This window comes from Sphingomonas sp. P4_G2 (assembly GCF_056401155.1).
Genome location: NZ_JBFUJY010000003.1, coordinates 181380 through 201665 on the forward strand (window position 1 = coordinate 181380; position 20286 = coordinate 201665).

Annotated in this window: 20 protein-coding genes; 11 read left to right on the forward strand and 9 right to left on the reverse strand. The window is 65.9% G+C overall.

Annotated elements, in window-relative coordinates:
- Positions 1-361: 361 nt before the first annotated feature.
- Entirely contained in the window at positions 362-778 is a 417-nt protein-coding gene (locus AC1DRD_RS10440) for an endonuclease domain-containing protein (protein WP_478041337.1), read from the reverse strand.
- A 165-nt stretch (positions 779-943) separates the two neighbouring features.
- On the opposite strand from AC1DRD_RS10440, the gene AC1DRD_RS10445 reads away from it, so the two are divergent.
- The 6 genes from AC1DRD_RS10445 to AC1DRD_RS10470 all read left to right on the forward strand — a co-directional run bounded on the left by AC1DRD_RS10445 (position 944) and on the right by AC1DRD_RS10470 (position 6982).
- The gene (locus tag AC1DRD_RS10445) at positions 944-2287 is read left to right on the forward strand and encodes a methyl-accepting chemotaxis protein (protein WP_478041547.1); all 1344 of its coding nucleotides are present in this window, start codon (positions 944-946) and stop codon (positions 2285-2287) included.
- 17 nt (positions 2288-2304) lie between these two features.
- Positions 2305-3669 carry a methyl-accepting chemotaxis protein gene (locus AC1DRD_RS10450; protein WP_478041338.1) on the forward strand — a complete coding sequence of 455 codons (1365 nt, stop codon included), beginning with the start codon at positions 2305-2307 and terminating at the stop codon, positions 3667-3669.
- Positions 3670-4574: 905 nt separating this feature from the next.
- Positions 4575-4889, forward strand: a complete 315-nt coding sequence (locus AC1DRD_RS10455) for a YdeI/OmpD-associated family protein (protein WP_478032364.1) — start codon at positions 4575-4577, stop codon at positions 4887-4889.
- 122 nt (positions 4890-5011) lie between these two features.
- Positions 5012-5710, forward strand: a complete 699-nt coding sequence (locus AC1DRD_RS10460) for an SDR family NAD(P)-dependent oxidoreductase (protein ID WP_478032363.1) — start codon at positions 5012-5014, stop codon at positions 5708-5710.
- Entirely contained in the window at positions 5700-6653 is a 954-nt protein-coding gene (locus AC1DRD_RS10465) for a 50S ribosomal protein L11 methyltransferase (protein ID WP_478032361.1), read from the forward strand. The genes AC1DRD_RS10460 and AC1DRD_RS10465 overlap by 11 nt, the downstream gene beginning before the upstream one ends.
- A 17-nt stretch (positions 6654-6670) precedes the next feature.
- Entirely contained in the window at positions 6671-6982 is a 312-nt protein-coding gene (locus AC1DRD_RS10470) for a hypothetical protein (protein ID WP_478032360.1), read from the forward strand.
- Here AC1DRD_RS10470 and AC1DRD_RS10475 read toward each other — a convergent pair.
- Both AC1DRD_RS10475 and phhA read right to left on the reverse strand, forming a co-directional pair.
- Entirely contained in the window at positions 6979-7350 is a 372-nt protein-coding gene (locus AC1DRD_RS10475) for a hypothetical protein (protein ID WP_478032359.1), read from the reverse strand. The two genes, AC1DRD_RS10470 and AC1DRD_RS10475, sit on opposite strands and share 4 nt — an antisense overlap.
- A gap of 139 nt (positions 7351-7489) precedes the next feature.
- The gene (gene phhA, locus AC1DRD_RS10480; protein ID WP_478041339.1) at positions 7490-8371 is read right to left on the reverse strand and encodes a phenylalanine 4-monooxygenase; all 882 of its coding nucleotides are present in this window, start codon (positions 8369-8371) and stop codon (positions 7490-7492) included.
- 38 nt (positions 8372-8409) lie between these two features.
- Between phhA and AC1DRD_RS10485 the strand changes: the two genes are divergently transcribed.
- Positions 8410-9066, forward strand: a complete 657-nt coding sequence (locus tag AC1DRD_RS10485; protein WP_478041340.1) for a TIGR02117 family protein — start codon at positions 8410-8412, stop codon at positions 9064-9066.
- Positions 9057-9794, forward strand: coding sequence for a lipase family alpha/beta hydrolase (locus tag AC1DRD_RS10490; RefSeq protein WP_478041341.1), 738 nt, complete (start codon positions 9057-9059; stop codon positions 9792-9794). Before AC1DRD_RS10485 ends, AC1DRD_RS10490 begins: the two co-directional genes overlap by 10 nt.
- A gap of 144 nt (positions 9795-9938) precedes the next feature.
- Here the strand turns inward: AC1DRD_RS10490 and AC1DRD_RS10495 are convergent, their stop codons facing one another.
- Entirely contained in the window at positions 9939-10232 is a 294-nt protein-coding gene (locus AC1DRD_RS10495) for a hypothetical protein (RefSeq protein WP_478041342.1), read from the reverse strand.
- A gap of 17 nt (positions 10233-10249) precedes the next feature.
- On the reverse strand, positions 10250-11269 hold the full coding sequence (locus AC1DRD_RS10500) for a glycerophosphodiester phosphodiesterase (protein WP_478041548.1): 1020 nt from the start codon (positions 11267-11269) through the stop codon (positions 10250-10252).
- Between the two features lie 132 nt (positions 11270-11401).
- On the opposite strand from AC1DRD_RS10500, the gene AC1DRD_RS10505 reads away from it, so the two are divergent.
- The 3 genes from AC1DRD_RS10505 to AC1DRD_RS10515 all read left to right on the forward strand — a co-directional run bounded on the left by AC1DRD_RS10505 (position 11402) and on the right by AC1DRD_RS10515 (position 15284).
- Complete coding sequence (locus AC1DRD_RS10505) at positions 11402-13606, forward strand: xanthine dehydrogenase family protein molybdopterin-binding subunit (protein WP_478041343.1); 2205 nt, start codon at positions 11402-11404, stop codon at positions 13604-13606.
- A gap of 168 nt (positions 13607-13774) precedes the next feature.
- A complete protein-coding gene (locus tag AC1DRD_RS10510) occupies positions 13775-14695 on the forward strand; it encodes an XdhC family protein (protein ID WP_478041344.1) in 921 nt (306 codons plus the stop codon).
- Positions 14682-15284 (forward strand): nucleotidyltransferase family protein, encoded by a 603-nt coding sequence (locus AC1DRD_RS10515; protein WP_478041345.1) that lies wholly within the window; start codon positions 14682-14684, stop codon positions 15282-15284. Before AC1DRD_RS10510 ends, AC1DRD_RS10515 begins: the two co-directional genes overlap by 14 nt.
- A 16-nt stretch (positions 15285-15300) precedes the next feature.
- Here AC1DRD_RS10515 and AC1DRD_RS10520 read toward each other — a convergent pair whose 3' ends face one another.
- From AC1DRD_RS10520 to AC1DRD_RS10535, 4 genes are all read right to left on the reverse strand, one after another.
- Positions 15301-16509 carry an ABC transporter permease gene (locus AC1DRD_RS10520; protein WP_478041346.1) on the reverse strand — a complete coding sequence of 403 codons (1209 nt, stop codon included), beginning with the start codon at positions 16507-16509 and terminating at the stop codon, positions 15301-15303.
- Between the two features lie 202 nt (positions 16510-16711).
- The gene (locus tag AC1DRD_RS10525; RefSeq protein WP_478041347.1) at positions 16712-17437 is read right to left on the reverse strand and encodes an ABC transporter ATP-binding protein; all 726 of its coding nucleotides are present in this window, start codon (positions 17435-17437) and stop codon (positions 16712-16714) included.
- Complete coding sequence (locus AC1DRD_RS10530; RefSeq protein ID WP_478041348.1) at positions 17430-18836, reverse strand: efflux RND transporter periplasmic adaptor subunit; 1407 nt, start codon at positions 18834-18836, stop codon at positions 17430-17432. The genes AC1DRD_RS10525 and AC1DRD_RS10530 overlap by 8 nt, the downstream gene beginning before the upstream one ends.
- Before the next feature lie 4 nt (positions 18837-18840).
- Positions 18841-20244, reverse strand: coding sequence for an efflux transporter outer membrane subunit (locus AC1DRD_RS10535; RefSeq protein WP_478041349.1), 1404 nt, complete (start codon positions 20242-20244; stop codon positions 18841-18843).
- Between the last annotated feature and the right edge of the window lie 42 nt (positions 20245-20286).

Consider the following 20286-nt stretch of genomic DNA (forward strand, 5'->3'; position numbering starts at 1 on the left):
GTGGGGCGAAATCGGGCGGTCGGGTTTGGACGGCGTGGCCAAGTAAAGTCCCCTGCGAAAGCGCTGCGCCCTCTTAGCCCCGGAGCGTCGGGATGCAAGGGTGGGGCTAGCACCTAAATCCCCTCTCTCGCGCTCTTCCTAATTCTTCGATCGGAGGGATGAGAAAGAAGAAAGAAGGAGAAAGAAGAAGACTCTCACCCAACCTGCACCGGGTGAACAGCGCCCCGCGCTGTTCAGGTCATGCCGGGGGCATGACCGACCCGGTGCACCCGCAAGCGGGAGAGGGCAAATGGGACTCCTCGCGACGGAAGCGCGCGACTTCCCCTCTCCCGCTTGCGGGAGAGGGAGGGGCCCGCCGCCGTCAGGCGGTGGGAGGGTGAGGGTCTTCTTGTTCTTGAATCCGGCGGATCAGCGTTTCGCGAACGACGTGAATAACGCCGTCCAAGTTGCTCAAAACGTCATTGTTCCAGAAGCGGAGAATCTCGAAACCTTCGGATTCGAGGAAGGCCGTCCGCTTGGCGTCACGTGCTTCGCTATGTTGCCCGCCATCGATCTCGACGATCAACATCGCCTCCAAGCAGGCGAAGTCGGCGATGTACGGCAGCAGGCTGTGCTGGAAGCGGAATTTGAACCCGTCGATCTGGCGGTTGCGGGCGGCTTGCCAGAACTTTTCCTCCGCGTCGGTTCGGTCGCGGCGGAGTTGGGAGGCGTGTTCGCTTATCTGACGGCGGACGGGTCGCATGCGCAGGATTTTAGAAGAAAGAAGACCCTCACCCAACCCTCTCCCGTGAACGGGAGAGGGCAGATAGATCCAATCTGGTGGTATCTCCCCCTCCCCCATCCTAACCCTGCCTTAACCAAGTACGCGCTAGCTCTGGCGTCCGACCGGCTAATTCCTCCCAGCGGCCGGTAAGGCGGAGAAAAATCGTTGAGCACGCATGACTTGCCCGTCCCCGGCGCCATCGCCGCGAAGATCGACCTTCGCGCGCGGTTGAGGGTGTTCGACTTCGACGGCACGCTCGCCGCGTCGAGCCGCGAGGCCTGGGCCGTGCTCGAGCCAGAAATCCACGCTATTTCCGAAGCTTATTGGCAGCAATGGCTGCGGTGCTTCGCCGACGAGCGGATCTGGGCGACGCACGAGACGCAGAAGATGATCGACATCGGCTGCGACTTTCTGCGCAACCGCTTCCTCGACACGTCGGGCCGCGCCTGGGTCGAGTCGATCGAGCGCTCGGTCGCCGCGGCGTTTTCCGCCGATGTGTCGCCAATGGCATTGCTGTCGATGATCTCCGCCAGCGACCGCGCCGCGTTGGGCGTGATGGTGGCACGAATCGATCGCGACGATCCCCGCCTGCCGATGCTGCTCGACACCCTGATGCGGCTCTCCGCGCTCGAGGGCGAGATCACCGTCGATATCTATAATTCCTATCGCGAGCATCGGGCACAGGGCGCGCGCGACCGGCTGTCGGTCGAATTCCGCGACGGCATCGCCGCGATGGTCGAGCGCGCGACCAGCGAAGGCGCGACGTTGCGCGACCAGGCTGCTCGCAGTTCGGGATCGGCGCGCGGCATGATCGACAAGACCGCCGAAGTCGCGGCCGCGGCCGAGCAATCGGCCGTGGCGATGCGCGAGGCGGCACAGACCGCGGCGGGATTGATCCGCGCGATCGAGGATGCCCGGACCGAAGTCGAGGCGGCGGCCGAGATCGCCACCCGCGCCAGCTCGCAAGCTGGCCAGGCGGTCGAGACCAGCGGCGCGCTCAGCGATCATGCCAAGTCGATCGAATCGATCCTGGGGCTGATTCGCGACATTGCCGGCCAGACCAATTTGCTCGCGCTCAACGCGACGATCGAGGCGGCGCGCGCCGGTGACGCCGGCCGCGGCTTCGCGGTGGTGGCGCAGGAAGTGAAGAGCCTGGCCAACCAGACCGCGCGCGCGACCGACGATATCGCCGCCAAGATCGCCGCGATCCAGTCCGCCACCCGATCGACCGTCGACACCAATGCGTCGATCAAGACCACCGTCGCCGAAGTGCAGGAAAGCGCCAACCGCATCCGCTTCGCGATGGAAGCGCAGGCGCAGACGGTGACCGCGATCACCGCCGCGGTCGACGAAACCGCGCTTGCCGCCGATTCGATGTCGAACACCATCGCCACGATCCGCGAGGACACCGAAGCCGTCGCCAACGAAATCGATGGCGTCGGCAAGGGATTCGATTCGCTCGACGGTCAGCTCGGGCAGCTCAAAGCCAGCGCCAGCGACTTCGTCGCCAAGGTAGCGGCATGAATCCAGGAGAGGATAACGTGGGAGAAACTCCGCCGGTCGTTTGGCCCGACGAATTGCGCCAGGCGCTCAAGCGCGACCTGCCGCCGTTCGACTGGGATGGTCAGGTCGCGCCGATCTGCGCGGAAATCGTGCCGATCGTCGAACCGCATTATCACGACATCTGCCGCGTCTTCTGGGATCATTATGTCGCGCATCCCGCGACCGCGCACGTCCGCGCTTATTACACGCCGGAGAAGTTCGACGCGCAGATCGCCGGCAGCGTCGTCTATATGCGCGCCAAGTTCGAGCATCCGCTCGGCCGCGACTGGAAAGCGATGGCCTGCGCGCATGCCCGCGACGCCGACCAGGCCGGCGTCCCGCTCGCGCCGTTGCTCTCCTCGCTGGCCGCGGCGCACCAGGCGACGTTGCGCATCATCGGGGAAGCGTGCGCCCAGGATGGCGTGCGCATGGCGCGTTATGCCGATGTGATGCAGCGCGTGTCCCTGGTCGAGACGCATTTGCTGACGAGCTATATCAGCCATCTGGTCAGCACGCGCGCGCAGGAAGCGCGGCTGGAAAGTTCGCACAAATTCCGCGAATCGATCGCGGCGTCGATCGAAGGCACCGCGCAACTCGGCAACAAGATTCGCGGCCAGGCGGCGCGCACCTCCAATTCGGCGCAAGGCATGCTCGACAAGACCGCCGAAGTGGCGGCCGCGGCCGAACAATCGGCGGTGGCGATGCGCGAGGCGGCGCAGACCGCCGCTGGACTGATCCGCGCGATCGAGGATGCCCGGACCGAAGTCGAAGCGGCGGCCGAAATCGCCACCCGCGCCAGCTCGCAGGCTGGCCAGGCGGTCGAGACCAGCGGTGCGCTCAGCGATCACGCCAAGTCGATCGAATCGATCCTGGGGCTGATTCGCGACATTGCCGGTCAGACCAATCTGCTCGCGCTCAACGCCACGATCGAAGCTGCGCGCGCCGGCGATGCCGGGCGTGGCTTCGCGGTGGTCGCACAGGAAGTGAAGAGCCTGGCCAACCAGACCGCGCGGGCGACCGACGACATCGCCGCCAAGATCGCCGCGATCCAGTCCGCCACCCGATCGACCGTCGATACCAATGCCAGCATCAAGGCGACTGTCGCCGAGGTGCAGGAATCGGCGTCGCGCATCCGGTTCGCGATGGAATCGCAGGCGCAGACGGTGACCGCGATCACTGCCGCAGTCGACGAAACCGCGCTTGCCGCCGATTCGATGTCGAACACCATCGCCACGATCCGCGAAGACACCGAAGCCGTCGCCGCCGAAATGGGCGCGCTGGCCAGCGACGTCAGCGATGTCGACGACCGGCTGGGCGGGCTGAAAGACGCGGCCGACCAGTTTTCGACGAGCGTGGCGGCCTGATCCGCTAATTCCCTCCCCGGCACGGGATGGATTCCAAGACGCAAAGTTGCTTGGTGGAGGGGCTAGGTCGGGGACTCATATTCTGTCGTCATCCCCGTGGAATCCTCCCGTCACCCCAGCGAAAGAACATCGGGTTGAGCATGCCCCGCATGCTCAAGGATCGTCTGGGGGACGATCCGACCCGATGTTGGTCTCTGGCAGTGGCGCGATGCCGCTTGAGATCCCAGCTTTCGCTGGGATGACGGGTTATGGAAATGGAACGCCTTAAGAACAACGGCTTATTTGAGCCCCCAACCTAGGGCAAACTAGGTAGAAACCAATTGAAAAGCCGTCTGTTGGCAAACGACCCCATTGTGGACGTTGGCAATTAGCCTGCCAATGCCTCGAATGATGGCTCCTTGCCTACCACAACGACAGGCAGTTTAGCCGCATGACATGCTGCCAGCTCGCTTGGCTCTGTCTCTATCCAGTTCGCGAACTGGCCTTCATGCCACGAATAGCCTTCGTCGCCAGCCTCCTCGAACAACCATGCCACAAATCGGTCGGCTACAGATTGGCCCCATCTGACAGCCTCCTGTTCAGACGCACCTGCGATCCAAAACGCTGCGCTCGACTCGTCATCGGTCCCAAGTGCGCGGTTGATGCGAAACTGGTGGGGAGACTCGTAGCCAAAGCGGAAGAGGTAAGCTGTCGACATCTGGAGAAACTACAGTCGGACCCCATGCGGTCAATGTCCGTTTCCCACCCAGTCTCAGACGTTCGCGTGCTGTAGGCCCGATCCGAGAGCGGTCAGACCGTTAACGACCCGATCATGGACATTCCGTTATCCAGCAGGCAAGCTCGGAGGCTGCCGCTCTATGCGGCGTCGATGAATTGGGCGGTCGGTGGCATTGGCTGGAGGTCTCGTGGCGAACGCTTTTCCGCACGGCACTGTCCACGAAGCAGCGGACGACCTGCAAGCAGCGCTGCGATCGGATCCCGAACTCTTTGCGCTGTGGGAAGGCCTGACGCCGATCGGTCGCAACGAGTTCATCTGCTGGGTCGATGATGCGAAGCAGCCGGCGACGCGCCAACGCCGCATCGGGCGAACCTGCGAAGAATTGCTGGAGGGGAAGAAGCGACCCTGTTGCTGGGTCGGCTGCATCCATCGCACCGACAAGGCGCCGAGCCGATGGCAACAAGCCGTGCTGATCGATCAGAAGGGAAAGAACGTCCCATAAGCCGGGCTGGAGGCGATGTCCGGTTTGGCTCCTCACCCCATCCCGGCCTCGCGAAGAATTTGAATCAGCCCCCCACCTCGGAGGCATTGCCGGCCGCGGATGCACCCCGTAATCGCGACCCCATGACCAACATCCTCCTGACCGGCAGCAGCCGCGGCATCGGTGCTGCGATCGCGCAGGTTCTTTCCGCCGGCGACGGCATCCGCCTGATCGGGCACGGCACCGCGAGCGGCATCGCCGCCGATTTCGCCGACCCCGCCGGCCCGCGCCAATTGTGGGACAAGGCGTTGGCCGAACTCGGCAGCATCGACGTCGTGATCAACAATGCCGGGGTGTTCGAGGGCAATCCGATCGACCTTGGTGACGACGACTGGGTCGCCGGCTGGGAGCGCACGATGCGGATCAACCTGACCGCGAGCGCCGAATTGTGCCGGTTCGCGGTTCGGCATTGGCAAAAGCGCCAATCGGGCGGCCGGATCGTCAACGTCGCCAGCCGTGCCGCCTATCGCGGCGACAGTCCCCAGCACTGGCATTATGCCGCGTCCAAGGCGGGCATGGTGGCGATGACCAAGTCGATCGCGCGCGGCTACGCCGCCCAGGGCATCCTCGCTTTCGCGGTCTGTCCGGGTTTCACCATGACCGGCATGGCCGAGGAGTATCTGTCGAGCCGCGGCGGCGATAAATTGCTCGCCGATATCCCGCTCGGGCGCGTCGCCGATCCGGAAGAAATCGCCAATGCGGTCGCCTATCTCGCGACCTCCGCACCGCCGTCGATGACCGGCGCGGTGATCGACGTGAACGGGGCCAGCTATGTCCGTTGAGGCGGAGCGCACGATCGACAGCTGGCGGCTGACCCTGCCGTGCACGCGCGCCGAGGCCGAGGCGATCGATGCCGCCGAGATCGCGATCGACGCGGTGCTGATGACGACCGAGGAAGTCGAGGACGATGTCGAGCGCTGGCGGCTCGATGCCTATAGCGAGGCCGAGCCCGACGCGGCGATGATCGCGGCGATCCGCGCGCTGGTGCCGAGCGCGGCCGATGTCGCGCCGCTGGTCGAGCCGCTCTATGACGAGGATTGGGTGACGTTGAGCCAGGCCGGGCTCGAGCCGATCCGCGAAGGCCGCTTCGTCGTCCACACCAGCGCGCATCCGATCGATCCGCCGGCGGGCGGGCGCGCTTTCCTGATCGATGCCGGGCGCGCGTTCGGCACCGGGCACCATGCCACCACCTCGGGCTGTCTGAAGATGCTCGACGCGATGGCCGAGCGGCGCTTCGCCAATATCATCGATATCGGCACCGGCACCGGCCTGCTCGCCTTTGCCGCGCGGCATCTGTGGCCCGAGGCGCGGGTGATGGCGACCGATATCGACCCGATGGCGATCGACGTGACGCGCGAGAATGCCGAGGCGAACGCGATTGCCGGCGTCGAGCTGATCGTCGCCGACGGCGCGCTCGACGATGCGATCACCGCGGCCGCGCCTTATGATCTGATCATCGCCAATGTGCTCGCCGGGCCGCTCGTCTCGATGGCGCCCGAACTCGCGGCGGTCGCGACGCCGGGCGCGACGATCGTGCTGGCGGGGCTACTCGAAACGCAGCGCGATCAAGTGGTTGAAGCCTATGCCGCTTGCGGTTGCACTCTGCTACAGACCGACCGGCGCGGCGACTGGACGATCCTGAAGCTCGAAGCCGGCAGGGTCCGCTATGTGCCGACCAGGCCGTTCGATCCCAAGGGCCGGGACGGCTGGGCATTGGATATCTGATTCTCGAAGGGGGATTTATGACTCGTGCTGTTCCGCTGACCCTGGCCATGCTGATCCTCGCCGGCTGCAGCGGCGGCGGTCCCGCCGGCAATTCGAGTTCGAGCTTCGACAAGGGGTTCGTCGATTCGTTCCGGCCCAAGTTCATCGCGCAATGCCAGGAAGGCGCGCAGAAGACGTCGGGCTCGACCAAGGACTTCTCGGTCGTCTGCGGCTGCGTCGCCGACAAATTGATCGCCAACAAGAGCGTCGGCGAGCTGATGACCGGCCCGTCACAGGAAGACACCAAGCGCTATGCCGGCGAATGCTTCCGCGAGCATCCGGTGAGTTAATTGCCGACGGGCGGGGTAAATTTCAGCGCAGCGGGAATGGGTATTTCCTGGATGATCTCAACCTTTTCCAACAACACGCCGGTCCGCGACATCCCCATATGGCCATAAGCGCCATAGTAATCCGACTCTCGCCCGACAAAGCAAAGCCTGTAGGCTGCACGGTGGCTCATGATGTCGTTTGTCGTCGGCAATCCGGTCGCGCCATTGGCGACTTCCAACCAGGGTAAATCCTCGTAGTGAATGGCCCGCACCGCCGAGAGGTCGGCGACGTCGTGCAGAAACAAGGATTGCTCGAAGCCCGGCATCCACACGCCACAGATCCTGCGTTGCGGCAGAGTTCGGTAGCAACGCGGCTCGCCATAGAACATCTTGACGCCTTGAGCACGGAACCAGCAATCGCCGGGTGCAAGCCCGGCCAAGTGCGGAGGGTCGACGGGCTGTGCGCGGACCAGGACAACACAACCCACCGCGAAGGCTATCAGAGCTATCCAGAGTCCGTAGGGCGATTTAGCCAACGATCGCCGGTCCCTTGCCCCGCGCATAGTCCTGGGTACCGCGGGTCATGACATTGTCCTCGGGCAGGATCGCCGCGATCGGAATGTCAGGCTGCGCCTTCAGTCGTTCGTAAAGCGGGGCGAAGTCGGTCTCCACCGTCACGCGGAGCAATTCCTCGAAGCTCGGGATGACGAAATAATTCTGCTGGAAATCGTCGATCCGATATTCGGTCCCCATCACCCGCGCGAGATCGAAGCCGATCCGGTTGGGGCTGGGATCGTCGAGCGCGAACTGGCTTTCGGCATAGCTCGACACGATCCCCGAGCCGTAGATGCGCAGGCCCTCGGGCTCGGCGATCAGGCCGAATTCGACCGTGTACCAATAGAGCCGGCCGAGATATTTGAGCGCGTCCAGCCCCAAGGCGCGCTGCCCGCCCTGGCCATAGACGGCAAGATAATCGGCGAACACCGGGTCGGCGAGCATCGGCACATGGCCGAACACGTCGTGGAAGACGTCGGGTTCCTGGAGATAATCGAGCTGGTCGGGGCGGCGGATGAAATTGCCCGCGACGAAGCGGCGATTGGCCATATGGTCGAAGAACACGGCATCGGGGACGAGGCCGGGGACGGCGACGACTTGCCATCCGGTCAGCTTCATCAGCCGCTCGGACAATTCCTCGAAATCGGGGATGCCGGGCTTGCTGAGCTTGAGCACGTCGAGCCCGCGCAGATAGGCTTCGGATGCGCGGCCGGGGAGCAATTTCGCCTGGCGCGCGAAGAGCGTATCCCAGGTGGCGTGCTCCTCCGGCGTATAATGCTGCCAATCCTGCGGAATCGTCCAGTCGGACGCGGCACCGGGCGGCGGAGAATCAAGAACGTGCGTTTCAGTTGCCATTGAAACCATCTATCACGACGACCGTGGGGAAAGAAATCGTGTCGCGCGCCTCGAGCGTCCTGGGATGGTTCGGCCGAGCGCTGATCTTCGTCGTCCTGGCCTATGTCACGGCGGGTCTGGTCGGCGGGTCGATCCCGGCCAATGCCGGCTGGACACCGCCAGCGCAGGGCGTGCGTATCCTGGTCGAGGATAATGGCATCCATACCGGGCTGGTGCTGCCGGTCCGCGCCGCCGGGATCGACTGGAGCCAGGATTTCCCGGCCGGCGACATCGCCGATCCGCGCTATGCCCGGTTCGGCTGGGTCGCGGTCGGCTGGGGCGATCGCGCCTTCTATGTCGAGACGCCGACCTGGAGCGACGTCCATCCGCTCACCGTGCTGCGCGCCGCGACCGGCAGCACGCGCACCGTGCTCCATGTCGAGCATGTCGACGAGCCGCCGCTCGCGCCCGACACCCGCGCGATCGTGCTGAGCGAGGAGCAATATCGCCGGCTGGTCGCTTATATCCGCGCCAGCCGCGGGCCGGGCGGCAAGGTCGCGGGCGGGTACGACGTCAACGACGTCTTCTATGACGGCCGCGGATCGTACAGCGCGATCCGGACATGCAACGAATGGACCGGTGGCGCGCTTAGAGCGGCAGGCGTGAGAGTAGGCGTATGGACACCTTTTCCGATCGACGTGATGGCATGGTTCTGACCCCGCCGAGCAAGGCGCAATGGGCGGCGGAATTCCCCCGAATGGTGGGAACGATAGCGCGCATCCCGGTCGAATGGCCCGAGCTGATGAAGGCGCCGGCGGGCGACGGGCGGCCGATCATGCTGCTGCCCGGCCTGTTCAATTCGGACCGGTCGAACGTGGTGATGAAGCGCTATCTGACTGCGCTCGGCTATCGCGTCGAAGGCTGGCGGCTGGGGCGCAATCGCGGCGCCAAGGCGATCGGATCGGAAGGCGAGAAACTGCTCGCGCGGTTGGAGGCCTATCATCGCGACGCCGGCGCGCCGGTGACGTTGATCGGGGTCAGCCTGGGCGGGATCATGGCGCGCTTCCTGGCGCATCGTGCGCCCGACATGGTGCGCGAGGTGATCACCGTCAGCTCGCCGTTCGCCGGCGATCCGCACGCGACCAATGTCTGGCGCGCGTTCGAATGGCTGACCGGCGAAAAGGTCGATTCGCCCGACGTCGTCGCCCGCCGCGAGGAGATCGCGCTACCGCTGCCGGTGCCGTCGACCGCGATCTGGTCGGCCAGCGACGGGCTGGTCAACGGCCATTTGTGCCACGACCCGCAATGCCGCGAGATCGAGATCGTCAGCAGCCATATGGGGGTGCAGATGCACCCGGAAACGCTGCGCGCGGTTGCGGGGGTGTTGGGGGGAGAAAAGGGGACGAAATCAATTCAAGCCCCTCCCCCTTTAGGGGAGGGGTAGGGGGTGGGGGATGCCTCGCAGAGCGCTTCGCCCGTGACTGCCCCACCCCAACCCCGTTCCGGGTGAACAGTCCCCCGGACTGTTCAGGTTGTGCCGGGGGCACAACCGACCCGGAACGCCTGAAGGGGAGGGGCTTGAACTTCCTCAGTTCTGCGGCGCCGGGTCGCCCGCGCGGTAGCCGTCATAGGTGCCGCATTGCGACGGGTCTTTCTTGCACGCCTCCGCGGCCTTCTTGCGCGCGGCGCCCTCGCGGGCTTCCTGCTTGCGCATCTTGCGGCCGTAATTGCGGTCGGCTTCCGACTGGCTGGTGGTGGTCCAGTCGACCGCCTTGCCCGTCGCCTTGACCGGCAAGGTCACGACATCGACCGCGGTCTTGGCGAGGCACCCGCCGGTCAGGAGCGGCAAGGCAGCCGCGGCGGCAATCAGGATCTTACGCATCTACTCGTCCCCAAGGATCATTTGCCCGCGCCGGCCCGATAGGCAGCACGCGCTTTGACGCCAATTAGCGGAAAATCGGTGAAAAAGCCATCGATGCCCGCCGCAAGCTGGCGCCGGATCGCCGTGTCGACATCGCCATGCGCGCGGGGATCGATGCCTTTCCTGAGCGAGGCCGGCAGGAAGAAGTTCTCCGCGCGGAATGTCCAGACATGCACGCGCAGCCCGGCGGCATGGGCATCGGCGACCAGTGCCGACGGCGCGCCTTCGCCCTTGTCGACCATGTCCTTGTTGGGTCCGATCCCCCAGGCATAAGCGGCGACCGCCTTCAGCCCCGCCGGCGTGATCATCGCGGCATAGCTTGGCGCGGCCTTATCGGCGGGGCCGCCGGTCGAATCCATCAGCTGGATCAGGCGGATCTTGGTGATCGAATGGAGCAGCTTGAGGTTGTTCACCTCGAAGCTCTGGATGAACACCGGGGCATCAGCCGAATCCCAGCCCGCCTTTTTGAGTTCGGCGACCAATTGGCGCTCCATCGGCTTGCCGATCGAGGCGAAATAGGTCGGGTGCTTGGTTTCGGGATAGATGCCGATCGTGCGGCCGACCTCTTTCGACCGCTTCTTCGCCAAAGCGATGATCTCGGCAAGCGTCGGGATGTCGAATTTGCCGTCGTACGCGGCATTGGCCGGGCGCAATTGCGGCAGGCGCTCCTTGGCCCGCAAGGTCTTGAGCTCGGCGAGGGTGAAATCCTCGGTGAACCAGCCGGTATGGCTTTCCCCATCGATCAGCCTGGTCGTCTTGCGGCTGGCGAATTCGGGGTGGTCGGCGACGTCGGTGGTGCCGGTAATGTCGTTCTCGTGCCGCGCGACGAAGACATTGTCCTTGGTCAGGACGAGATCGGGCTCGATGAAATCGGCGCCCTCGTCGATCGCCAGATTGTAGCTCGCCAGCGTGTGCTCTGGACGTTCGCCGCTTGCGCCGCGATGGCCGATGACGATGGGATCCGAGAGCGGCGTCATTGTTCCACCCTGCCCCGCCATCGCGGAAGATGCCAGCGCGGCGATGCCCAGCACCGTTACGGCGCGAATTCGCTTGAAAACCGTCATGCGCGACCCGATTCCTCTATCTACAGACGCCCGGCCCTATCGGCGTTTTGTGACCGGGAGGCGACGATGAACGATCATGCCATGGACGCCCCCTATCGCCCGGCGGCGCTCGACAAGGGCATGCAAGGCCTGATCGGCAAGGGGATCGACCGCTACGAAGGTCCGCTCAAGGTCAGCGGCACCGCGCCTTATGCGGTCGAAGGCGCGCCCGACGGGACGCTCTATGCGCATATCGTTGGCGCATCGATCGGCGCCGGCAAGGTGCTGAGCATCGACACCAAAGACGCCGACGCCATGCCGGGCGTGGTCAAGGTGATCGTCGAGCATCCCGATTTTCCGTCGAGCGGCGGCAGCAGCCGCGAGCCGATGAGCGACTGGAGCGATGACATCGATCATTTCGGCCAGCCGATCGCGCTGATCGTCGCCGAAAGCCTGGAAATCGCGCGCGACGCCGCGCTCTCGGTCGCGGTGACGTACGAAACGCGCGACGGGCGGTTCGATCCTGCCGAGCAAACGCCCATCGTCGACCACAAGATCGGCTTCCTGCCCAATATCGTCATCGGCGATGTCGATGCGGCGATCGCGGCGGCGGAAGTCCGTTTCGACCAGATTTATACCACCCCGCCGCATTTCCCCGCCGCGCTCGAGCCGCATGCGACCATTGCCTGGTGGGAAGGCGAGAATCTGGTGGTGCGCGCCTCGCTCCAGGTCCTGAACGGCGCGCGCGAGACGATCGCCACCCAATTGGGGCTCGATCCGGCGCGAGTCCGCATACTCGCGCCCTATGTCGGTGGCGGGTTCGGCGGCAAGACCGGGGTCGGACCCGAAACGATCCTGGCCGCGGTCGCCGCGCGCGAGATCGGGCGGCCGGTCAAGATCGCGCTGCCGCGCCGCCAGACCGCGGCCCTGGTTCATCATCGCGGCGACACGGTGCAGCGCATCCGCATCGGCTGCGACGCCGAGGGTCATATCGCCGCGTTCGCGCATGACAGCGTGACCTCGCAGAAACCGGACAAGGGATTCCTCGAGCCGGTCCATTTCGGCACGATCCCGCTCTATGCCGGCAAGCACCGCCGCTTCACCACCGCGCTGACGATCGTCGACTTGCCGTCCTCGGGCGCGGTCCGCGCGCCGGGCGAGGCGGTCGGCACCTTCGCGGTCGAATGCGCGATGGACGAGCTGGCCGAGCAACTCGGGCTCGATCCGATCGAATTGCGCCGCCGCAACGAGCCCGAGACCGACCCGACCAGCGGCAAGCCGTTTTCGACCCGGCTGATGCTGCAATGCTATGACGAGGGCGCGCGGCGGTTCGGCTGGGACCAGCGCAATCCGGTGCCGGGCCAGAATCGCGAAGGCGAATGGCTGATCGGCCATGGCATGGCAGCGGCGCTGCGCGGCAATTTCACCGTCAACAGCGAAGCGCGCGTCACGCTGACCGCCGAGGGGCGCGCGGTGATCGAGACCGACATGACCGATATCGGCACCGGCACCTATACCGTGCTGGCGCAAGTCGCCGGCGAGATGCTGGGACTGCCGGTATCGGCGATCGACGTGCGGCTGGGCGACAGCGATCTGCCGGTCAGCGCGGGATCGGGCGGATCGTTCGGCGCCGGAAGCTCGGGGTCGGCGGTGGCGCTGGCGTGCGAGGACATCTTGGCCGAGCTCGCGCGGCGGATGAATGCGGCGCCCGAGGAGTTATCGCTCCACGACGGCGTCGTCAGCGCCGGCGGGCGATCCTCGCCGATCGCCGACCTGGTCCGCGGGAAGCCGATCGCCGCCCATGGCAAGACCGGCCCCGGCCAGGTCAGCCGCCGCACCAGCCAGGCCAGCCATGGCGCGCAATTCGCCGAGGTCGCGGTCAACGCGGTCACCGGCGAAATCCGCGTGCGTCGGCTGATCGGCGTGTTCGACGTCGGCCGCGTGCTCAACGAGAAGACCGCGCGCAACCAGATGGTCGGCGGGATGATCTGGGGCATCGGCTATGCGCTGAGCGAGGAGGCAGTGGTCGATACCCGCACCGGGCAATTCGTGAACCCCGATTTCGGCGAATATCACGTCGCGGTTCATGCCGATGCGCCGGCGGTCGAATGCCATTTCATCGAACAGGTCGATGATCAGGCGAATCCGGTCGGGGCCAAGGCGGTCGGCGAGCTGGGGATTTCCGGCGCCGGCGCGGCGGTGGCGAATGCGGTTTACAATGCGACCGGGATAAGGGTGCGGGACTTTCCGATTACGCTCGACAAGCTGCTGGCTGGGTTGCCGCCGGTATGAGGGGGGCTGACCAAAAATCCTCCCCGTTTACGGGGAGGGGGACCGCTCGCGAAGCGAGCGGTGAAGGGGGCGTCCCGCAAGCCGATTCCGATGAGGAGCGCCCCCTCCACCAAGCCGCTTTGCGGCTTGGTCCCCCTCCCCATCCTGGGGAGGATTTTGGAGTTACCCATGGCCGATAACGACGCCGTCATCGCCGCCGCTTTGGCTTGGCGGGACGCCCCGATGGCGCTGGCTACCGTCGTCTCGACCTGGGGCTCCGCACCGCGCCCGCGCGGCAGCCATATGATCGTCCACCAGGACGGGCGGTTCGAGGGGTCGGTGTCGGGCGGCTGCGTCGAAACCGACATCATGACCGCCGCCGCCGAGGTGATTGCCGGCGCGCCATTCCAGCTCAAACATTATGGCGTCGCCGATGCCGCGGCGTGGGAAGTCGGACTTCCCTGCGGCGGCGAGATCGCGGTGCTGGTCCAGCCGGTCGCCGCCGACGGCTTCGATCCCGAATTGTTCGACCGCATCGCCGAGGCGCGGGCGAGCGGCACAGCGCTCGATGTCGTCACCAATCTCGACACCGGCCAATCGAGCCTGCGTCCGATCGAGGGCGCCGCGTTCGTCAATCGCTATGAACCGCCGCGCCGCTTGCTGATCGTCGGGGCGGTGCAGATCGCGCAGGCGCTGACCGGGCTGGCGCGCGAACTCGGCATCGCGACGACGGTGATCGATCCGCGCGCGCGCTTCCTGACCGCCGAGCGTTTCCCCGGCGTGACGCTCGACGACCGCTGGCCCGACGAGGCGGTCGCCGCGCTCAAGCCCGATCCCGCGACCGCCGTCATCACGCTGTCGCACGACATCAAGATCGACGATCCCGCGCTCGCCGCCGCGCTGGCGGCACCGACCGGTTATATCGCCGCACTGGGATCGCGGCGGAGCCACGCGGCGCGGCGGGAGCGACTTGGCGCATTGGGCGTTTCAGACTCCGACCTCGACCGCATCGATGCGCCCGCCGGGATCGACATCGGCGCGATCGGCCCGGCCGAGATCGCTTTGTCGATCGCCGCCGGTATGGTGGGAGCATTGCATGATCGCGCCTGAAACCACCGCATTGATCCTGCTCGCCGCCGGCAAATCGGCGCGCTTCGGCCTGTCCGACAAGCTGACCGAGATGTTCCTGGGGCAGCCGCTCGGTATGCACGTCGTCACCGCGCTGGAGGCGGTACCGTTCGCCCGGCGCGTGGCGGTGCGCGATGGCGTCCAGCTCGATTATGCCGCGCGCGGTTATCACGAGGTGCACAACAGGCACCCCGAACAGGGATTGTCGCTGTCGCTGAAAATGGGCGTCGCGGCGGCGCGCGGTCCGGGGATCGAAGCGGTGCTGATCGCGCTGGCCGACATGCCGCGCGTGACTGCGGCGCAAATCTATCGCCTGTTCCACGCTGCGACCGGTCCCGACACGATCGTCGCGTCGAGCGACGGCGTCCACCCCAAGCCGCCGGCCTTGTTCGGCGCCAACCGCTTCGACGCGCTCGAAAGCCTCGATGGCGATGCCGGCGCGCGCGACCTCATCCTGGCCGGCCGCCATGTCGTCACGCATCCCGACGAACTGATCGACGTCGATACCGAAGAGGAACTCGACGAACTGATGGCCAAGTTCGGACAGATCCGCAGCCGCCTCGAATCCTGATCAGACCGTCAGAGGCTCATTCGTGCCGCAGGGCGTCGATCGGGTTGAGCGAGGCCGCGCGGCGCGCCGGGAAGAAGCCGAACACCACGCCGATCGCGCCCGAGATCAGGAACGCGATGACGTTGATCTGGACGTCGAAGATGAACGGCAATTGCCCGAGGATCGACAATAATATCACCGCGAGCTGACCCAATAGCAGCCCGATCAATCCGCCCAGGCACGACAGCACCACCGCTTCGACCAGGAATTGCATCAGCACTTCGTTGGCGACCGCGCCGATCGCCAGGCGGATGCCGATCTCTCGCGTGCGTTCGGTGACCGAGACCAGCATGATGTTCATGATGCCGATGCCGCCGACGATCAGGCTGATCCCGGCCACCGCGGTGACGATGTTGGTGAGCAAGGTGGTCGTACTGCTCAGCGTGTCGGAAATCTGCTTGGTGTCGAAGATGTTGAAATCGTCGTCCTTGCCGCCGGTGATGTGGCGGCGTTCGCGCAGCAAATCGGTGATCGACGCCTGGACCTGCGCGGTCGAATAGGCTTCGTCGACGCCGATCAGGATCAGCCGCACGTCGGTATTGCCGGTCATCCGCCGCTGCACCGCCTTGATCGGCATGATCACGACGTCGTCCTGGTCGCCGCCGAAACCGGACTGGCCCTTGGTCGTCAGCAAGCCGATCACGTCGCACGAAATGCCGGCGATGCGCATCCGGGTGCCGATGGCGGGCGCGGTCTTGTAGAGGTTGGTATAGACCGTGCTGCCGATGATGCAGACCGCCTTGCCCGACGCTTCCTCGGTAGGCGTGAAGTAGCGGCCGCTGGTGAGCGGCCAGGGCTGGACCTGGAAATAGCCGTTGGTGGTACCGTTGATCGTGGTCGACCAATTCTGGCCTTCATAGATCGCGGTGCCGGTCGATTGCGCTTGCGGGGCGACCGCGGTGACGCCGGTGATCTGCTTGCCGATCGCCTCGACATCCTGCGGGTCGAAATCGGGCGGCCGCGGCCCACCGCCGCCACGGCCGAAGCCCTGGCCGGGGCGGATCTGGAGCACGTTGGTGCCCAGACTCGCGATCGATTTCTGGACCTGAAGCGTGGTCGCCTTGCCCAAAGTCACCATCGCCACCACCGCGGCGACGCCGATGACGATGCCGAGCACGGTCAGGAACGAGCGCAGCAAGTGGCGCCGGATCGAACGGATCGCGAGGATGAAGGTGGTGCCGAGCATAGCTAAACTCCCTCTCCCCTTGGGGGAGAGGGATGCGGAGACTTGGCAGCTTGCTGCCTAGTCGTAGCTGGGTGAGGGGTAAGCGGTCGCGACGCGACCGCGCGGCGCTTCGCGCCGCTTCCCCTCATCCAACTTCGCCTAGGCTCCTGCGTCGCCAAGGCTTCGTATCCTTCTCCCCCAAGGGGAGAAGAAAGCACATCGCTCATCCCACTCTCTCCCCCTGCCGATGCCCCGCTTCGATCCGTTCGACCAACCCGTCCTTGAAATGGACGATGGTCTTGGCGAAGGCGGCCATGTCGGCTTCGTGGGTGACCATCAGCACGGTGATGCCGGCATTCTTGTTGAGGTCGGTGAGCAATTCCATGATCTCGACCGAGCGTTCGCTGTCGAGATTGCCGGTCGGCTCGTCGGCGAGCAGCACCGCGGGCTGGGTGACGATCGCGCGGGCGATGGCGACGCGTTGCTGCTGGCCGCCGGATAACTCGGCGGGGGTGTGGTCCCACCATTCCTTCAGCCCGACCTTGTCGAGCGCGCCGAGCGCGGTTTCGCGCCGTTCGGCCTTGGCGTCGCCGCGATAGAGCAAGGGCAGTTCGACATTCTCCAGCGCCGAGGTCCGCGCGAGCAGGTTGAACCCCTGGAACACGAAGCCGAGATATTTGCGCCGGAGCAAGGCGCGCTGGTCGCGATCGAGGCTCTCGATATGATGGCCCTTGAAGGTGAACTCGCCGGCGCTCGGCACGTCGAGACAGCCGAGGATGTTCATCGTCGTCGACTTGCCCGACCCCGACGGCCCCATCACCGCGACGAAATCGCCCGCCGCGATGTCGAGGTCGACGCCCTTCAGCGCCTGGAATGCGGTCGCGCCGGTGCCATAGGTCTTGGTGACGCCGCGCAGCCGGATCAGCGGCTCTGGGAGCGGATCAGCCACCGCTCTGTCCGCCCCCGCCGCCCGAGCGCCGCCGGCCGCTGCCGCTGCCGCCCGACTTGCCGCTGGTCGCGCCGGCAAGCTGGCCGGTCACGACCTGCATCCCCGGCTGGAGATCGCCGCCGGTGATCTCGGTCATCGAGCCATCGCTGTCGCCGGTGGTGACCGATATCGCCTTGAGGCTGCCATCGGCTTGTTTGACATAGACGCTCTGCCTGGAACCGCGTTCGAGCGGGGCCGCGCCGTCACCGCCGCCACCGCCACGCCGCCGCATCCGGGGAGTGAGCGCGCCGGCGATTCCGCCGCTCGCCTGCGCCGCCGGTGCTCCCGCCGTCTGCGGCTTGAAGCGCAAGGCGGCGTTGGGGACGAGCAGGACGTTCTTCTTTTCCATCGTGACGATATCGGCGGTCGCGGTCATGCCGGGCCGCAATTCCTCGTCGGGATTGGCGACCGAGAGATCGGCAGCGTAGGACACGACTTGCGCGGTGGTGGAACCGGTCGACGAGGTCGAGGACGACGAGGTCGCATCCTGAACCGACAGGTTCGATCCGACATCGACCCGGGTGATCATCGCCGGGAAGGTCTTGCCGGGGAAAGCGTCGACGGTGAAGGTGGCGCGCTGACCCTGCTTGACGTTGCCGACATCGGCTTCGTCGATCGCGACCTCCAGTTTCATCTGGCGCAGATCCTGGGCGATGACGAACAAAGTCGGCGTGTTGAACGACGCCGCGACGGTCTGGCCGGGATCGATCTGGCGCGCCAGCACCACGCCGGTTACCGGCGAGCGGATCACCGCGCGCACCCGCTGGGTCTGCGCCGACGACAAAGCGGCGCGCGCCGATATGACGTTGGCGTTGGCGGCGCTGAGATTGGCCAGAGCGCGATCGCGATCGGCGACCGCCTGATCCATCTCGGTCTTGGCCGGCACGCGGCCGCCCGACAACCGGCTGACTTCCTGATAGCGCGAGAGCGTGGCTTTGGACTGGGCGAGCGTCGCCTGCGCCTGGCCGACCGCGGCATTGTTCGCGGCCAAGGTCGCCTGCGCCTGCTTGACCTGATCGTCGAACTGCGACGGGTCGATCAGCGCCAGCGGCTGGCCGGCAGTGACGCGGTCATTGACGTCGACCAGCACCTTGATCACCTGGCCCGACAGCTGCGAGCCGACCGTCACCTGGTTGATCGGCGCGAGCTTGCCGGTCGCTGATACCGTGACGGTCAGATTGCCCTTTTGCGCCTGTTCGGTCGCATAGCCCGATGTCGCGGCGGCGCCGAACAGCCGCATCAGGAGCAGGACGACCAGCACGACGCCGATCGCGATCCCGGCCCACAGGGCGTAGCGCTTGAATTTGGACGGCGGGCGCCCGCCGAGAAAGTCGTCGAGTTCGGCCTGGTTGGTCGCCATATTGTTATCCCTGCGGGAGTTCGGGCGGCTTGGTGGCATCCCACCCGCCGCCGAGCGCGAGGTAGAGCGCGACCATCGCCTGCGCCTGGTCGCCGCGCGCGCTGTTCAAGCCATTCTGCGCCGAGAGCAACGCCGCCTCGCTATTGTTGAGCGTGGTGATATCGGTCAGCCCGGCGCGATACTGGCTGCGCGCGAGGATCGCCGCGGCGTTCGAGGCATCGAGCGCGACCGCGAACTCACGCTGGCGCTGTTTCGCCGCCTGCAGCGCCTGGAGCGCGTTCTCGACATCTTCCAGGCTGGTCAGCACGGTCGATTTGTAGGCGGCGAACGCGCCCTGGGCGGCGGCTTCCTGCGACCGTACCCGGCTGCGCGTGCGGCCGCCGTCGAAGATCAATTGGGTCAGTCCGGCGAACAGGCTGCCGGTGATGACATTGGCGATGCTGCCGAGCGCCGAGGCCGAGGTGCCGATATCGCCGGTGATGTTGAGCGCCGGGTAGAGCGCCGCTTTCTCCACCCCGATCTGCGCGGTCGCGGCGCCGAGAGTGCGTTCGGCCGATCGCACGTCGGGGCGCTGGCGCAGCACGTCGCCGGGAATGCCGGTCGGAATATCGGCCGGACCCATCGGGATCGGCTGCACCGCCTCCAGCTCAGCCTTGAGCGCGCCCGGCGCCTGGCCGGTCAGTACGCCCAGCCGGTTCACCGCGGCGGCATAATTCTGTTCGATCGTCGGGATTTGCGCGGCGGTCTGGGCGCGTTGCGCGCGCGCTTGCTCCTGATCGAGGCTCGAGACCAAACCCGCCTGGACGCGGAAACCGGCAATCTCCAGATTGTCGTCCTGGATCGCCAGGCTGTCGCGCGCGATCTTGAGCGCGGCCTGATATTGGCGGGCCAGGATATAGTTGCGCGCGGCCTCCGACGCGATCGAGGTCTGGACGGTGGCGAGGTCGTAGCCCGAGGCTTGCTCGGTCGCCCGCGCCGCCTCGATCGAGCGGCGCGTGCCGCCGAACAGATCGGCCTGATAACTGGCGTCGGCGCCGATCGAGAAATTGTCGCGCGGCCCGACCGAATCGAGCAGATTGCGGCTATAGCCGGCCGATCCGCTGACCGTCGGCAACAGCGAGGCGCGTGCCTGGACCAGCCCCTCGCGCGCCTGTTTCAACCGCGCCACCGCTTGCGCGATGTCGAGATTGTCGCGTCGCGCGCGGTCGATGATGCTGGTGAGTTCCGGGTCGCCGAACGACGTCCACCAAGTCGAGATATCGGGCAGCGCGCCGGTCGTCGCCGGTCCGGAATAGGCATCGGGCACGCCGAGCGAAGCACTCGCCGGCGGCTTGTAGTTCGGCCCCACCATGCAGGCCTGGAGCGGCAGCACGACGGTGAGCATCAAGGCGATACGCGACCGTTTCATGAGCGAAAGCATGGCGGCCGGTAGGACAGAGGTCCATGCTTA

Excerpts from the sequence above, each read along its gene's own strand:
- AC1DRD_RS10505 (WP_478041343.1), top strand. The coding sequence starts at position 11,402 with ATGAACGATCATGCCATGGACGCCCCCTATCGCCCGGCGGCGCTCGAC.
- AC1DRD_RS10495 (WP_478041342.1), bottom strand. The coding sequence starts at position 10,232 with ATGCGTAAGATCCTGATTGCCGCCGCGGCTGCCTTGCCGCTCCTGACC.
- AC1DRD_RS10510 (WP_478041344.1), top strand. The coding sequence starts at position 13,775 with ATGGCCGATAACGACGCCGTCATCGCCGCCGCTTTGGCTTGGCGGGAC.
- AC1DRD_RS10530 (WP_478041348.1), bottom strand. The coding sequence starts at position 18,836 with ATGGCGACCAACCAGGCCGAACTCGACGACTTTCTCGGCGGGCGCCCG.
- AC1DRD_RS10460 (WP_478032363.1), top strand. The coding sequence starts at position 5,012 with ATGACCAACATCCTCCTGACCGGCAGCAGCCGCGGCATCGGTGCTGCG.
- AC1DRD_RS10475 (WP_478032359.1), bottom strand. The coding sequence starts at position 7,350 with ATGTTCTATGGCGAGCCGCGTTGCTACCGAACTCTGCCGCAACGCAGG.
- AC1DRD_RS10515 (WP_478041345.1), top strand. The coding sequence starts at position 14,682 with ATGATCGCGCCTGAAACCACCGCATTGATCCTGCTCGCCGCCGGCAAA.
- AC1DRD_RS10520 (WP_478041346.1), bottom strand. The coding sequence starts at position 16,509 with ATGCTCGGCACCACCTTCATCCTCGCGATCCGTTCGATCCGGCGCCAC.
- AC1DRD_RS10535 (WP_478041349.1), bottom strand. The coding sequence starts at position 20,244 with ATGAAACGGTCGCGTATCGCCTTGATGCTCACCGTCGTGCTGCCGCTC.
- AC1DRD_RS10470 (WP_478032360.1), top strand. The coding sequence starts at position 6,671 with ATGACTCGTGCTGTTCCGCTGACCCTGGCCATGCTGATCCTCGCCGGC.
- AC1DRD_RS10490 (WP_478041341.1), top strand. The coding sequence starts at position 9,057 with ATGGTTCTGACCCCGCCGAGCAAGGCGCAATGGGCGGCGGAATTCCCC.
- phhA (WP_478041339.1), bottom strand. The coding sequence starts at position 8,371 with ATGGCAACTGAAACGCACGTTCTTGATTCTCCGCCGCCCGGTGCCGCG.
- AC1DRD_RS10500 (WP_478041548.1), bottom strand. The coding sequence starts at position 11,269 with ATGGCGGGGCAGGGTGGAACAATGACGCCGCTCTCGGATCCCATCGTC.
- AC1DRD_RS10465 (WP_478032361.1), top strand. The coding sequence starts at position 5,700 with ATGTCCGTTGAGGCGGAGCGCACGATCGACAGCTGGCGGCTGACCCTG.